This window comes from Streptomyces sp. NPDC127595 (assembly GCF_042671685.1).
GTDB lineage: Bacteria > Actinomycetota > Actinomycetes > Streptomycetales > Streptomycetaceae > Streptomyces.
This window is the reverse complement of the sequence record NZ_JBHXWK010000006.1, coordinates 96,444-110,705: the sequence shown is the minus strand read 5'-3', so window position 1 is coordinate 110,705 and position 14,262 is coordinate 96,444. Positions and strand designations below refer to the sequence as shown.

Annotated in this window: 13 protein-coding genes; 7 read left to right on the top strand and 6 right to left on the bottom strand. The window is 70.6% G+C overall.

Features of this window, described 5'->3' with window-relative positions; all coding sequences use genetic code 11:
• Window positions 1-17 precede the first annotated feature (17 nt).
• Window positions 18-374, bottom strand: coding sequence for an SsgA family sporulation/cell division regulator (locus ACFVKT_RS20330; RefSeq protein ID WP_385733375.1), 357 nt, complete (start codon window positions 372-374; stop codon window positions 18-20).
• A gap of 193 nt (window positions 375-567) precedes the next feature.
• On the opposite strand from ACFVKT_RS20330, the gene ACFVKT_RS20325 reads away from it, so the two are divergent.
• The 5 genes from ACFVKT_RS20325 (at window position 568) to ACFVKT_RS20305 (ending at window position 4,924) form a co-directional block, all read left to right on the top strand.
• Window positions 568-1,614 carry an energy-coupling factor ABC transporter permease gene (locus tag ACFVKT_RS20325; RefSeq protein WP_385733373.1) on the top strand — a complete coding sequence of 349 codons (1,047 nt, stop codon included), beginning with the start codon at window positions 568-570 and terminating at the stop codon, window positions 1,612-1,614.
• Between the two features lies 1 nt (window position 1,615).
• Window positions 1,616-2,377 carry a cobalt ECF transporter T component CbiQ gene (cbiQ, locus tag ACFVKT_RS20320; RefSeq protein ID WP_385733371.1) on the top strand — a complete coding sequence of 254 codons (762 nt, stop codon included), beginning with the start codon at window positions 1,616-1,618 and terminating at the stop codon, window positions 2,375-2,377.
• On the top strand, window positions 2,365-3,138 hold the full coding sequence (locus ACFVKT_RS20315) for an energy-coupling factor ABC transporter ATP-binding protein (RefSeq protein WP_385733369.1): 774 nt from the start codon (window positions 2,365-2,367) through the stop codon (window positions 3,136-3,138). The genes cbiQ and ACFVKT_RS20315 overlap by 13 nt, the downstream gene beginning before the upstream one ends.
• A gap of 114 nt (window positions 3,139-3,252) precedes the next feature.
• Window positions 3,253-3,699, top strand: coding sequence for an organic hydroperoxide resistance protein (locus ACFVKT_RS20310; protein WP_385733367.1), 447 nt, complete (start codon window positions 3,253-3,255; stop codon window positions 3,697-3,699).
• Window positions 3,700-3,766: 67 nt separating this feature from the next.
• The gene (locus ACFVKT_RS20305) at window positions 3,767-4,924 is read left to right on the top strand and encodes a serine hydrolase domain-containing protein (RefSeq protein WP_385733365.1); all 1,158 of its coding nucleotides are present in this window, start codon (window positions 3,767-3,769) and stop codon (window positions 4,922-4,924) included.
• A gap of 312 nt (window positions 4,925-5,236) precedes the next feature.
• On the opposite strand, the gene ACFVKT_RS20300 is transcribed toward ACFVKT_RS20305, so the two are convergent.
• From ACFVKT_RS20300 to ACFVKT_RS20285, 4 genes are all read right to left on the bottom strand, one after another.
• Entirely contained in the window at window positions 5,237-6,082 is an 846-nt protein-coding gene (locus tag ACFVKT_RS20300; protein WP_385733363.1) for an EamA family transporter, read from the bottom strand.
• Complete coding sequence (locus ACFVKT_RS20295; RefSeq protein ID WP_385733361.1) at window positions 6,079-6,612, bottom strand: YbaK/EbsC family protein; 534 nt, start codon at window positions 6,610-6,612, stop codon at window positions 6,079-6,081. The genes ACFVKT_RS20300 and ACFVKT_RS20295 overlap by 4 nt, the downstream gene beginning before the upstream one ends.
• A 170-nt stretch (window positions 6,613-6,782) precedes the next feature.
• On the bottom strand, window positions 6,783-8,465 hold the full coding sequence (locus ACFVKT_RS20290) for a penicillin-binding transpeptidase domain-containing protein (RefSeq protein ID WP_385733359.1): 1,683 nt from the start codon (window positions 8,463-8,465) through the stop codon (window positions 6,783-6,785).
• Window positions 8,466-8,562: 97 nt separating this feature from the next.
• Complete coding sequence (locus tag ACFVKT_RS20285) at window positions 8,563-10,209, bottom strand: penicillin-binding transpeptidase domain-containing protein (RefSeq protein ID WP_385733357.1); 1,647 nt, start codon at window positions 10,207-10,209, stop codon at window positions 8,563-8,565.
• A gap of 254 nt (window positions 10,210-10,463) precedes the next feature.
• On the opposite strand from ACFVKT_RS20285, the gene ACFVKT_RS20280 reads away from it, so the two are divergent.
• A complete protein-coding gene (locus ACFVKT_RS20280; protein WP_385733355.1) occupies window positions 10,464-11,453 on the top strand; it encodes an AraC family transcriptional regulator in 990 nt (329 codons plus the stop codon).
• A gap of 57 nt (window positions 11,454-11,510) precedes the next feature.
• Here ACFVKT_RS20280 and ACFVKT_RS20275 read toward each other — a convergent pair whose 3' ends face one another.
• Window positions 11,511-13,250 (bottom strand): dolichyl-phosphate-mannose--protein mannosyltransferase, encoded by a 1,740-nt coding sequence (locus ACFVKT_RS20275; RefSeq protein ID WP_385733353.1) that lies wholly within the window; start codon window positions 13,248-13,250, stop codon window positions 11,511-11,513.
• Window positions 13,251-13,345: 95 nt separating this feature from the next.
• On the opposite strand from ACFVKT_RS20275, the gene rsmI reads away from it, so the two are divergent.
• Window positions 13,346-14,203, top strand: a complete 858-nt coding sequence (gene rsmI, locus ACFVKT_RS20270) for a 16S rRNA (cytidine(1402)-2'-O)-methyltransferase (RefSeq protein ID WP_385733351.1) — start codon at window positions 13,346-13,348, stop codon at window positions 14,201-14,203.
• Window positions 14,204-14,262: the final 59 nt, after the last annotated feature.

The window sequence follows — 14,262 nt, the reverse complement described above, 5'->3', positions numbered from 1 at the left end:
GCGGTGCGTGTGGCAGGTCAGCGAGCCACCGGCGCCGCAGCCATATACGTCCGCCGCAAGAACCGCACCAGCGTCTTCGACTCGAACTGCACCACCGCCACCCCCTCCGTGGAGTGGAACTCCATGACGGCCTGGACCCGGCCGCACGGCCAGACGCGTACGTCGCCGTCGCTGACCGGGACCCGGAGGCCCTGTTCGAGCAACTCGCGGGCGAGGACCCACTCGTGCGGGCCCGGCAGGGTGACGTGGACCTGGCGGGGGTCGGCTTCGGGGTCGTAGCGGAGGGCGATCGGGACGGCCCGGTGTTCGTCGGCGGCGGTGTCTGCGGTGTCGGTGACGATATGAGCGCGTGCGTACTGTTCGACAGCGGACATGAGCCGACTCCTTACGCTGTGTAACCTGTGCGGAATCTGTGAATCCGTCACCTCTCCAATGTCGCACACTCGGCGGATTCCGCTCCCGGGCGCACGTCGGGCCTCTCCCGGTGCTCCTGCCCGATGCTCGCGCGCTTATTCATGGACGTCTCGCTCTTGCGAGAGGTTCGCAACAAGGCGCTATTCTCGTACGGTGCATGTGCCAGATGGATTCATCAACGCCCCCGTCTCCGCGGTCACCGGAGTAGTCGCCGCCGGTGCCATCGCCGTGAGCCTCAAAGGGGCGCGCCGCGAGCTGGACGAGAAGACCGCGCCGCTCGCCGGCCTGGTCGCCGCGTTCATCTTCGCCGTGCAGATGCTGAACTTCCCGGTCGCCGCCGGGACCAGCGGACACCTGCTGGGCGGTGCGCTCGCGGCGATACTCGTCGGCCCCTACACAGGGGTCCTCTGCGTCTCCGTGGTCCTGCTGATGCAGGGGATCCTCTTCGCGGACGGCGGCCTCACCGCGCTGGGCGTGAACATCACGGACATGGCGATCGTCACCACGGTCGTCGCGTACGCCGTCTTCCGCGGCCTGGTGAAGGTGCTCCCGCGCGGACGCCGCTCCATCACGGCCGCCGCCTTCGTCTCCGCGCTGCTTTCCGTACCGGCCGCCGCCGTCGCCTTCACCCTCATCTACGCGCTCGGCGGCACCACCGACGTCTCGATCGACAAGGTCGCCACCGCGATGGTCGGCGTCCACATCCTCATCGGCATCGGCGAGGCCGCGATCACCGCGCTCACGGTCGGCGCCGTCATCGCCGTACGGCCGGATCTCGTGTACGGAGCGCGTGGCCTGACCCAGCAGCTCAAGCTGCGCGTCAACGGCGAACTGGTCGACGCGCCCGTGGCAGCCGCCCCGGTCCCTGTCGCCGCCCACACCTCCCACCGCAAGGTGTGGATCACCGGGCTCGTCGCCTCCCTGGTCCTCGCCGGGTTCGTCAGCTTCTACGCCTCCGCGAGCCCCGACGGCCTGGAGAAGGTCGCCGAGGACAAGGGCATCTCCGCGGCCGCCGAGGAGCACGCCGCGGCCGACTCCCCGCTCGCCGACTACGGCGTCAAGGACGTCTCGAACGCCCGGCTCTCCGGCGGCCTCGCGGGCGTCATCGGCGTCGGCGTCACCGTCGTCGCGGGCACCGGCGTCTTCTGGGCGGTCCGCAGGCGCCGTACGAGCGAAGTCTCCCCTTCGCAGGTCGCCTGACATGGGCGCCGGCCACGCCCACAAGCTCTACCGGCGCGGCCACTCGCCCGTGCACGCCCTGCCCCCGCACACCAAGCTCGCGGCGACCTTCGCCTTCGTGATCGTGGTCGTCTCAACCCCGCGCGAGGCGATGTGGGCGTTCGCGCTGTACGCCGTCCTCCTCGCGGTGGTCGCCCACCAAGCCCGCGTCCCCGCCCCCTTCCTCCTGAAGCGGCTCCTCATCGAGGTCCCCTTCGTCGCCTTCGCGGTGCTCATGCCGTTTGTGGCCGAGGGCGAGCGGGTGGACGTCCTCGGCATCTCGCTGAGCGTGAACGGGCTGTGGGGCGCCTGGAACGTCCTCGCCAAGGGAACCCTGGGCGTCGCCGCCTCCGTACTCCTCGCCTCCACCACCGAACTGCGCGCCCTGCTCCTCGGACTCCAGCGACTGAAGCTCCCGCCGCTGCTCGTACAGATCGCGTCCTTCATGATCCGGTACGGCGATGTCATCGCGGACGAGATGCGGCGGATGCGGATCGCGCGGGAGTCGCGCGGTTTCGAGGCGAGCGGCGTCAAGCACTGGGGGGTGCTCGCGAAGTCCGCGGGCGCCCTGTTCATCCGCTCCTACGAGCGCGGGGAGCGCGTGCACCTCGCCATGGTGAGCCGGGGTTACGCCGGTTCGATGCCGGTCATCGACGAGGTGACCGCGTCCCGGGCGCAGTGGTCGTACGCCCTCGCCCTCCCGTCCGCCGCGCTCGCCGTATGTCTGTTGGGATGGACCCTGTGACGACCCCCTCTCTCCAAGTCGCCGGACTGGCCTTCGCCTACCCCGACGGGCACCAGGCCCTCTTCGGCGTCGACTTCACCGTCGAGCGGGGTGAGCGGGTGGCGCTGCTCGGGCCGAACGGCGCCGGCAAGACCACCCTCGTACTGCACCTCAACGGCATCCTGAGCGGCGGCGCCGGGACCGTGACGGTGGCCGGGCTGCCCGTCGGCAAGCAGCACATGGCGGAGATCCGGCGCAAGGTCGGCATCGTCTTCCAGGACCCGGACGACCAGCTCTTCATGCCGAGCGTGCGGGAGGACGTCGCCTTCGGACCGGCCGCGGCGGGGATGAAGGGCGCCGCGCTGGAGGAGCGGGTCCGCACGGCCCTGGAGCAGGTCGGTATGGCGGACTTCGCCGACCGCCCGCCCCACCACCTCTCCTTCGGGCAGCGGCGCCGGGTGGCCGTGGCGACCGTCCTGGCGATGGAGCCGGAGATCCTCGTCCTCGACGAACCGTCCTCCAACCTCGACCCCGCCTCACGGCGCGAACTCGCCGACATCCTGCGGTCGTTGGACGTGACCGTCCTCATGGTCACGCACGACCTGCCGTACGCCCTCGAACTGTGCCCCCGTGCCCTCATCCTCAGCGACGGCGTGATCGCGGCCGACGGACGCACCGGCGAACTGCTCGCCGACGACGAGCTGATGCGCACCCACCGCCTGGAACTGCCCTTCGGCTTCGACCCCCGCCTGACCGAGGACAGGGTCGCGAAACCCCGTTGAGCTGCGACCGACTCCCTTACTACCCCCCGGTAACAAGATGCTCGTGCCGCTCGATAACGTGTGCGCGATGCATTCGCCCGCTCCTGCGCCGCCCGCCCCGGGGGAGGTCCCGCCATGATCGACGGCACCACTGTCGACACCCGCCCGACCAAGATCATGTACGTCGCCGAGGCCACCGCGCACGGGGGCCGGGACGGCTACGTCACCAGCCAGGACGGCCAGCTCGAACTGAGGGTCGCGATGCCGCCGGCGCTCGGCGGGGACGGCAACGGCACGAACCCGGAGCAGCTCTTCGCGGCCGGCTACAGCTCCTGCTTCCACAACGCCCTGGTCATGGTCGGCCGCCGCGCCGGCTTCGACCTCTCCGGCTCCACGGTCGCCGCGAAGGTCGGCATCGGCCCCAACAAAATGCGCGGATACGGCCTCGCGGTCGCCCTGAGCGTCTCGCTCCCCGTCGTCGACCAGGACGTCGCGGCCAAGCTGGTGGACGAGGCCCACGAGGTCTGCCCGTACTCCAACGCCACCCGCGGCAACATCGAGGTCACGATCCTGCTCGGGTAGGAATCGCGGCCTCTGGATGCGTGTTGCACGCACTGTTGGCAGGCGTGTGGCGACAGGGAGTGCGGACGTGGACGTGAACGGCACAGTGGCCGAGGGCTTCGAGCCGGTCAGGGCGGCGTTCGCGGCGAACTTCGACACGCTCGGGGACCGGGGCGCCGCCGTCGCCGTGTACCGCGACGGGCGCAAGGTCGTCGACCTGTGGGGTGGCACGCGGGACGTGGACGGTACCGAGCCCTGGGAGCACGGCACCGCGCAGATCGTGCGCTCCGCGACGAAGGGCGTCGCCGCCGCCGTACTGCTCATGTTGGCCGAGCGCGGTCTGCTGGACCTCGACGCTCCGGTCGGCGCGTACTGGCCGGAGTTCAAGGCGCGGGGGAAGGAACGGACGCTCGTACGCCACGTCCTCGCGCACCGGGCCGGTGTGCCCGTCCTCGACCGCCCGCTGACACCCGCCGAGGCGGCGGATCCCGATCTCGGGGCCGCGGCGGTGGCGGCGCAGGCGCCCGTCTGGGAGCCGGGCACCGACCACGGGTATCACGCACAGACGTACAGCTGGCTGACGGGAGAGCTTGTACGGCGGGTGACCGGGCGCTCGATCGGTGACTGGATCGCCGAGGAGATCGCCGGGCCGCTGGGACTGGACCTGTGGGTCGGGCTGCCGGACGCGGTGGCAGGGCGCGTCGGCCGGGTCGGGCAGGTCGAGGCACCTCCGGCGCCCGGCGGCCTGCGGACCCGGCCCAAGCGGTCGGTGTCCGAGGCGTACGCGAACCCTGCCTCGCTGACCCGCCGCGCCTTCGCCGCGATCACCCCGCTGCCGGACGAGAACGACGCCGCGTACCGGGCGGCCGTCCTGCCCGCCTCCAACGGGATCGCCACGGCGGAGGGCCTCGCCCGCTTCTACGCCTCCCTGATCGGGGAGGTGGACGGCGTACGGCTGTTCTCCCCGGCCACCGTCTCGGCGGCCCGCACGGAACAGTCCGCCGGACCTGACCGCGTCCTGGTCGTCAACACCCGTTTCGGGCATGGCTACATGCTCCACGGCACGGCCTCCCCCCTGTTGCCTCCGGGCTCCTTCGGGCACCCCGGCCGCGGCGGCGCCCTCGGTTTCGCCGACCCCGAGTCGGGGATCACCTTCGGCTATGTGACGAACGGCTTCCGCAAGAGCGTGACGGCGGATGCGCGGGCGCAGGCGTTGGTGGGGGCGGTAAGGACTGCACTGTCGTAGCCGTCCCCCGCTGTGGGCATGCGGGGTTTTCAAACCTGAGCGGTGCGCGCGTCGGCGACCGTAAGACCGCGACTTCCGCCGATGGCGACGATTGGCAGATCTGTACCAGCTCCGACCGTTGTCACCAGGCCGTTCGGAGGCTGCGAGTGGTACGGATCTGCCAATCCTGCTTGGCTTCACCGCCTAGCTTCGAAGACCCGGTATGCGTGCCGCTGGGGCGGCGTCCGTCCGCGAATAGCGGTACCCGTGAGCGCCGGGCTGCGCGACCCAGCCTCGACAGCAACCCCCTGACAGAAACCATCGGCCAACCGCTCACCCGGCGTGCAGCATCAGCCCGATCCCCACCACCAGGAGCCCCGCCGCCGCGATCCGGGGCGCCCCGAACCGTTCCTTGAAGAAGACCGCGCCGATGGCCGCGCCGACGATGATCGAGGACTCGCGGAGGGCGGCGATGGGTGCCAGTTCCGCGCGGGTCTGGGCCCAGAGGACCAGGCCGTACGCCGCGACGGAGAGGGCCGCGCCGAGCAGGCCGAGGGGGGCGAACGGGCGTAGGACGGTGAGGAGTTCGCCGCGCCAGTGGTTCGCCGCGTACACCGGGATCGCGATGCCCTCGATGGCCATCAGCCAGGCGATGTACCCGAGCGAGGAGCCGGAGGCGCGTACGCCCAGGCCGTCCACGACGGTGTACGCGGCGATCGACACCCCCGTCGCCAACGCCGCGCCGATCGCTGCCCAGTTGGGGCGATGGCCCCGTAGGCCCCATAGCGCGACGCCGGTCAGCCCCGCGCAGGACAGCGCGATCCCCGCCGCCGCCCAGCCGTTGGGCATCTCGTGCGCGAAGACCGCAGCCAGTGCGGTGACGATGAGGGGAGCCGTACCCCGGGCTATGGGATAGGCCTGGCCGAAGTCGCCGAGCCGGAATGAGCGCATCAGCAGGACGTAGTACGCGAGGTGGATGACGGCCGACGCGATCAGATACGGCCACGCCCCGGACGCGGGCACCGGCACGAACGGCGCCATCGCCAGCCCGATCAGCATGCCGCCGCCCGATATCAGCGTGAAGCCTGCCAGCTTGTCGGTGATGCGGTGCGCGATCGCGTTCCAGCAGGCGTGGGTGACCGCGGCGAGCAGGACGGCCGCGGTGACCAGGGGGGTCATGGAGTCTGCTCGCGCACGTCCACCAGCGTGCCGCCCGCGTGGGCGATCAGGGTCTTGGGGGCCATCGGGAAGACGGCGTACGGGGTGCCCGCGGCGGCCCACACCGTTTCGTGGTCGAGCAGCGAACGGTCAGCCAGGACACGGGTCTTGGAGCGGTGTCCGAAGGGCGGTACGCCGCCGATGGCGTACCCCGTCGTCTCCCGCACGAGGTCGGCCTTCGCGCGCGTCACCTTCTTGGCGCCCAACTCCCGCTGTACGAGCTCGACATCGACGCGGGACGCGCCGTCCATGAGGACGAGTACGGGGACGCCGTCCGCCGCGAAGATCAGTGACTTGCAGATCTGGTTCAGCTCGCAGCCGATCGCTGCGGCGGCCTCTGCGGCGGTGCGGGTCGCGTCCGGGAAGCGCCGGACCCGGGGGATCAGGTCGCCGAGGCCCAGCTCGCGCAGGGCCTCGGCGAAGCGGGGGCTCGCGGCGGTCTCTTCTGGTGCGGTCATGAAAGGCACCGTAGTGGTGGGTGTACGGGGCATGCGAACGGGTTCCGGTGGGTGGGCCGGGGGTGGCGCGGGCGTCGGGGGGGCGGTGGGCCCGGGTGGTGCTGGCGTCGGGGTGGGTGCGCAGCCCGGCGCTTATGGGGTGCCGCCTGCGCCCACCCGTGCCGCCCCTAGCGGCACGCATGCCCGCAGCTGATGCGGAGCGGCTAACTCCCCGCCTTCAGCAGCGCCGCCACGATCGGGCCCGCCGTGTCGCCGCCGTGGCCGCCCTGCTGGACGACGCCCGCGGCTGCCAAGTCGCCCTTGTAGGCGGTGAACCAGCCGTTCGGCTTGTCCTGGCCGTCGACCTCGGCGGAGCCGGTCTTGGCGCCGTAGTCGGGGCCGAGGCCGGACATCGCCTCGGCGGCGGTGCCGGACGAGGCGGTGTACTGCATGAGTTCGCGGAGCTGGGAGAGGGTGTCGGCGGACAGGGTGCGGGAGGCCGTGGCGAGCTTGCGGTCGTCCACGGTCGGGGCCACCAGGTACGGCTGGTGGAAGGTGCCCGACTTGACCGTGGCGGCGACCGACGCCATGTTCAGCGGGTTCATGCGGACCCCGCCCTGGCCGATCAGCGAGGCCGCCATCTGCGCCTCCGACTGCACGGGCACCGCGCCGTCGAAGGACGGGACGCCGATGGCCCAGTTGTCCATGCCGAGGCCGAACGCCTGCTGGGCCTGCTTGGTGAGGCTGTCGTTCTCCAGCTCGGGGGCCTGGCTGATGAAGGCGGTGTTGCAGGAGCGCGCGAAGCTCGCCTTGAACGTGCCGTTCTTGATCTCGAAGTCGTCGTCGTTGTGGAACTTCCAGTTGCCGTACGTGAAGGTCTTGGGGCACGGGTGCGGCTCGTCCGCCGAGGCGAGGCCCTCGTCGATGAGCAGCGACGCCGTGATGACCTTCATCGTGGAGCCGGGGGCGAGGGAGCCCTGGAAGGCGGTGTTGAAGCCGTGGCTCTGGTTCGCGACCGCGAGGATCTCGCCCGTCGAGGCGTTCAGCAGGACCACCGACGACTTGGCCTTCTTGGCCACTTCCTCCTCGGCGGCGGCCTGGAGGGTGGGGCTGAGCGTCGTCTTCACGGTCCCCGGCGTGCCCTCGCTGAGCGTCAGCAGCGTCTTGTCGGGGGTCTTCTCCTCGCCCTTCGCCGCGGCCTTGCGGATCACCTGGAGCTCGACGCCCGCCTTGCCGCCGGCCGTCTTGCCGTACTTCTCGCGCAGCCCGTCCAACACCGTGCCCAGGGACGGGTACTTGGCGGTGGTCAGCTCGCCGCCGTGCTTGTCGAGGGCCTTGATCGGGGGCGTACCGGACTCGCCGGTGACCAGCTTGTCGCCGTCCTGGAGGTCCGGGTGCACGACGGACGGCTTCCAGCTCACCAGCGGAACACCGTCCTTGGCCCGTCGTACGACCGTCAGCTTCGACTCGTACGTGAGCGGCTTACTCGTGTCCTCGTACGTGACCGTGCCCTTGACGGTGAACGGGACGACGGCTCCGGACCGGGTGCCGCTCGTCAGCGTCACGCCGGTGATGTGCGCGTCCTTGGTGTAGCCGGTCAGCAGGGTCTTCGCGGCCGCCGCGTCGTCGGTGGCGGCGGAGGCCGTCGTGACGTCACCGCTCTGCCAGGCGGTGAGGAACTTCGTGGCAGCGGTGGTCACCTCGGTGGCCGACAGCGGACCGGTCTTGACGGCCTTCTCGTCGGCGGCCGTCGACGACGCCCTGTCCTCCGCGGCCGCGTCACCGCCGTACAGGCTGTACGCGCCGAACGCCCCACCCGCGACGACGACGGCGATCACCCCGCCGAGGACGGCAGGCTTCGTCTTCTTGTTGCTCTTGCCCTCGGCGACGCGTCTTCTGTTGCCCACAGCTAAATGTCCTCCGCTGGTTCCCCTGGTGCCCCCGTGCCCACATGCTCCTCAACGAGAGGCACCACCCTAGGGTCCCGCCCTGTGAGGAGTGACTTCAGCCACCGCTTCGTAGCACAGCTGCGACGATCGGGCCGGCCGCGTCGCCTCCGTGGCCGCCTCCCTGGACCAGCGCGGCGGCCGAGACGTCGTTCCGGTAGCCGGTGAACCAGCTGTCGGACACGGCCTCGCCGTCGATCTCGGCGGAGCCGGTCTTGGCGCCGATGCTGCCGTCGAGTCCCGCCATGGCCTTGGCGGCTGTGCCGCTGACGGCGGTGGCGTTCATCATAGAGCGGAGCTGCGAGACCGTGTTCGACGGCAGCCCCTTGGCGGTGGCCAGCTGGCGGTCGTCGAGCTCGGGGGAGACGACGACCGGCTGCCGGAAGGTGCCGGTGATGGCGGTCGCCGTCACCGAGGCGAGGTTCAGCGGGTTCAGCTGGACCTCGCCCTGGCCGATCGCGTTCGCCGCGCGGTCCGGGCCGCCGGAGGCGGGGACGCTGCCGTCGAAGGACGCGATACCCGTCTTCCAGTTGTCCTGGCCCAGACCGAACCGGGTCTGTGCCTCGGTCGTCAGCGACTCGTCGGTGAGCGGGGCCGTGTCGGTGCCGTCGATGAGATTGATGAAGGCGGTGTTGCAGGACCGCATGAAGCTGTTGGCGAGGGTCGCGTTCTCGTTGGGCTCCATGCCGGTGAGGTTCTTGAAGGTCTGGCTCTGCCAGACGGCGGTCGACGTGCAGGGCGCCGGGCCGTTCATCGAGGTCACGCCGTTGTCTATGAACATCGACGCGGTGATGATCTTCATGGTGGAGCCGGGCGCCACCTTGCCGAGGAAGGCCGCGTTGAAGCCGTCCTCGCGGTTGTTGGCGACCGCGAGCACCTCACCGGTGCTCGGCTTCACGGCGACCACGGACGAGTTGTCGTACTCCTTGACCGCCTTCTCGGCCGCCGCCTGCGCGTTCGCGCTGAGCGTCGTGTGCAGCTTGCCCGGCTCACCCTTGGCGAGGGTCAGGAGCGTGGTGTCGCCCGCGGTCGCGTCCGTGTGCCGGATCGCCAGCTCGACACCTGCCGTGCCGCCCGCGGACTCGCCGTACTTGCCGCGCAGTTCGTCCAGGACCGGGCCCAGCGACGGGTACTTCTCCGCGGTCAGGACAACGTTGTTCCGGTCCACCGCCTCGATCGGCGGGTCCGCCGCCTCGCCCGTGACGAACGTGTCGCCCTTCTCCAGCTCGGGATGGATGACCGACGGCTGCCAGTCGACCAGCGCCTTCCCGGTGGTGAGCCCGCGTACGACGGTGAGCTTCGAGTCGTACGAGAGTGGCTTGCTCTTCCCGTCGAAGGACACCGTCGCCTTCACCGAGAAGGGCACGGACGCACCGGACGGCGTGCCCGGCGTGATCCGCACCCCGGTGATGTGTCCGGCGGCGCCGTAGCTGTCGAGCACCGGCTCCGCGTCCGCGTCGTTGTTCGTCAGCGCCGCCGCCGTGACCGCGTCGCCCTTTTCCCAGGCCGCGAAGAACTTGGCCGACGCGTCCTCGACCTCGTCGGCGCCCGGCGGGCCGGTCTTCACCGGCGCGGGCCCGGACGACCCGCTGGTCCCGCCGTCCCCGCTGATCGCGGTCACCACGTTGTACGCGCCGTAACCGGCACCCCCCACCATCACCGCGAACACACTGCCGACGATGGCGGCCTTTGCCCCCTTGCGCATCGCGCGTTCCCCTCCCCGTGGACCCTTTCCCGAACTTCTGAACGCGTTCAGAAAGAGTCGTCTTCTTTGCACTCTATGCGGGGGGAGTGACATGTGGGGGTGAAGTTTCCACGATTGTTAGGCCCGGGGGCCGAGCCGCATACCCGAACGCGCGGCGCGTCCGGCGGCTCGGGCGTCGGTGGTCGCGACAACCGTCCTATCGCGTGCGGGGGATGCACCAGCGGTGCCATCCTGGTGTGGACGAGGGGGCTCGTATGGAGGTGCAACAGGCTGCCCAGACCGTGGCGTTCAGCAGCTACTCCACGCGCGACGTGGACGAGATCCGGGCGGTGCTCACGACGTCCTTCACCGATGTGTGGATCGGCGTGCGGGGAGACGCCACTGCCTTTGTCGCGAGCCTCTCCGTCGTCGATCTGGGCGCGCTGAAGGTCGGCAGGATGAGCTTCGGCGCGGAGATCAGAGGGCGAACCAGCGAAGTGGGTACCTACAACGTGGGGGTGCCGATCACCGGCTTCTTCTCCGAGCGGCAGGGTCAGAAGCCGGTCTCGTACGCCAGCCCCGGCCGCGCGGTGGTCCGTGACCCGGCGGGCGACAACTTTGTCGACGACTGGTCGCCCGACTGCGACGTGCTCAACGTGAGCATCGACAAGGCGGTGATGATAAGGCAGTTGGAGACGCTGCTGGGCCGTCCGGTGCACCGCCGCCCCGTCCTCGCGCCGTCCTTCGACGTCAGCAGCGGTCCGGGGCGGAGCTGGTTGAACCTGGTCTCGTGGTGTCTGCTGGAAAGGGACGTGCCCCATGGCCTGCTGCGGCAGCCGATGTTCGCCGGCCGGATCGAACAGGCCCTGCTGGAGGGCCTGTTGCTGTCGAGCGACCACCAGTACCGCGAGGCGCTGGAGGCACCGCCGCCGTCCATGCGGCCCGCTGCGGTCAAGCGGGTGATGGACGCGGTACGCGAGCGGCCCGCCGAGCCATACGACGCGGCCCAGCTCGCCACCATCGCCCAGGTCAGTGTCCGCACCCTCCAGGAGGCGTTCCGCAAGAACCTCGGCATGTCCCCGATGAACTACGTCCACGAGGTCCGGCTCCAGCGGGTGCGCGAGCAACTGCTCCTCGCGGCCCCCGGGACGGTGACCGTCACGGACGTGGCCTACCAGTGGGGATTCGCACACCTGGGCCGGTTCGCCCAGCGCTACCGGGCCCGGTTCGGCGAGGTGCCGTCCCGGACCCTGCAGTCCGCCTGAAACTGATCGGCGGATGGCGCGGCGGTCCGCCGCGCCATCCGCCGTGTGTCCGCCCGGCTAGACCCAGGTGTCCAGCCACATCCGCGACCGCCACTGGTCGATGGGGATCGCCTGCCCCGTGTAGATCGGCCAGAAGTAGATGAAGTTCCAGGCGATCAGCAGGACCAGGACGCCCGCGGCTGTGGCGCCGACGACGCGGCGGCGTTCGGTGGAGCCCGGTGGGCCGATGATGGCGCCGATCATCATGGCGACGGCCAGGCAGAGGAAGGGCACGAAGACGACGGCGTAGAAGAAGAAGATCGTGCGCTCCTGGTACATGAACCAGGGGAGGTAGCCGGCCGCGACGGCACAGGCGATCGCGCCCGCGCGCCAGTCGCGGCGGAAGGCCCAGCGCCACAGGACGTAGAGGATCGCGAAGCAGGCCGCCCACCACAGGAGCGGGGTGCCAAGGGCAAGCACCTCGCGGGCGCACTTCTCGCCCGCGTCCGTGGGGCAGCCGTCGGTGCCGGGGGCCGGGGACTCGTAGAAGTAGGAGACCGGGCGGCCCAGGACGATCCAGCTCCACGGGTTCGACTGGTAGGGGTGCGGGGACGAGAGGCCGACGTGGAACTCGTAGACCTGGTTCTCGTAGTGCCACAGGCTGCGCAGCCAGTCGGGGAGCCAGGTGAAGTTGCCGCCCTTGCCGTCGGTCACGGCCCAGTTGCGGAAGTAGCCGCCCTTGCCGTTGCCCGGGGAGAGGATCCAGCCGGTCCAGGAGACCAGGTAGGTGACGATCACGACGGGGACGGTGGACAGGAACGTGATGCCCGTGTCGTGCTTCAGGACCGCGATGTACGGATGACGGGCACCGGCGACGCGGCGCGCGGCGACGTCCCACAGGAGGGCCATCACGAAGAACGCGGCCAGGAAGTAGAGGGCGTTCCACTTGGTGCCGAGGGCCAGGCCCAGCATGAGGCCGGCCCCCCAGCGCCAGGGGCGCCAGCCGAGGCGGGTGGTTTCGGCGACGTACGCGTCGGGGCGTACGAAACCGTCCTCGTCCGGCGGGAGCGCGGCAGCCAGTCTGGCGCGGGACTTGTCGCGGTCGACGACCAGGCAGCCGAAGGCGGCGAGGATGAAGAACATGAGCACGCCGTCGAGCAGCGCGGTGCGGCTCATCACGAAGTGCAGGCCGTCGACCGCCATCAGCGCGCCGGCCAGACAGCCGAGGAAGGTCGAGCGGAAGAGGCGGCGGCCGATCCGGCAGAGCAGCAGCACTGACAGCGTGCCGAGCACCGCCGTCATGAAGCGCCAGCCGAAGGGGTTGAACCCGAACATCCACTCGCCGAGCCCGATGACGTACTTGCCGACCGGCGGGTGCACGACATAGGCGGCGTCGGTCGGGATCCGGACGTTGCCGTCGCCCTGGAGGATCAGGTCGTTGGCGTCCTTGGCCCAGTTGACCTCGAAGCCGCGGTTGAACAGTGCCCAGGCGTCCTTGGCGTAGTACGTCTCGTCGAATATCACCGCCTTGGGATTGCCCAGGTTCCAGAACCGCATCACCCCGGCGACCAGGGTCACCAGGAGCGGTCCCACCCACGCCGACCAGCGCGTGAGGCGCTCGGCGAGCCTGTGGCCCAGCCCGATCGTCGCCCAGATACGGGGGCTGGGCTCGGCGTACGGCGGCACCAGCCGGTCCCGTACGTCGATGGTCGGCCCTGCCGTGTATCCGAAGCGGCGCAGCCGCTGCTGCCACGACGGCCGCTGGTCTTCGGCGGCCTGGCCCTGCCGGGTGTCCGTGGAGGACGCGGTACTGGTCACCGCGCCATCGTAGGGAACCCTTCTGTGGGAGTCCCGCGCCCGGGCCCTTCCGGCCGGATGAGGTTCTCCCGCCGGGGCCCTGCGAGGATGGGACCGTGACAGGAATCCTCGTGTTGGCAGGCACCCCCATCGGCGACATCTCGGACGCGCCGCCCCGGCTCGCCCAGGAACTGGCCGGTGCCGATGTCGTCGCCGCCGAGGACACCCGGCGGCTGCGGCGGCTCACCCAGGCGCTGGGCGTACAGGTCGGCGGGCGCGTGGTCTCGTACTTCGAGGGCAACGAAGCGGCCCGGACGCCGGAGCTGGTCGAGGCGCTGGCCGGCGGGGCGCGGGTGGTGCTCGTGACCGACGCCGGGATGCCGTCCGTCTCGGACCCCGGGTACCGCCTGGTCGCGGCCGCCGTCGAGAAGGACATCAAGGTCACCGCCGTACCTGGCCCCTCCGCCGTGCTCACCGCGCTCGCACTCTCGGGGCTGCCCGTCGACCGCTTCTGCTTCGAGGGCTTCCTGCCCCGGAAGGCGGGCGAACGGCTCTCCCGGCTGCGTGAAGTCGCCGACGAGCGCCGCACGTTGGTCTATTTCGAGGCACCGCACCGCGTCGACGACACCCTCGCCGCGATGGCCGAGGCCTTCGGCACGGAGCGGCGCGCCGCCGTCTGCCGCGAGCTGACGAAGACGTACGAGGAGGTCAAGCGCGGCCCGCTGGGCGAGCTCGCCGCCTGGGCCGCCGAGGGCGTACGCGGCGAGATCACCGTCGTCGTCGAGGGCGCTCCCGAGAAGACCGAGCAGCTGGACGCCGCCGAACTGGTGCGCAGGGTCCAGGTGCGCGAGGAGGCGGGGGAGCGGCGCAAGGAGGCGATCGCCGTGGTCGCGGAGGAGGCCGGGCTGCCGAAGAGGGAGGTCTTCGACGCGGTGGTCGCGGCGAAGAACGCGGCCCGGAGCGGCGCATCGTAGGCCCCGTGGGCACCATCGGAAACGCCTCGGAAGAGCCCCATATAAGCGCGTTGTCGACA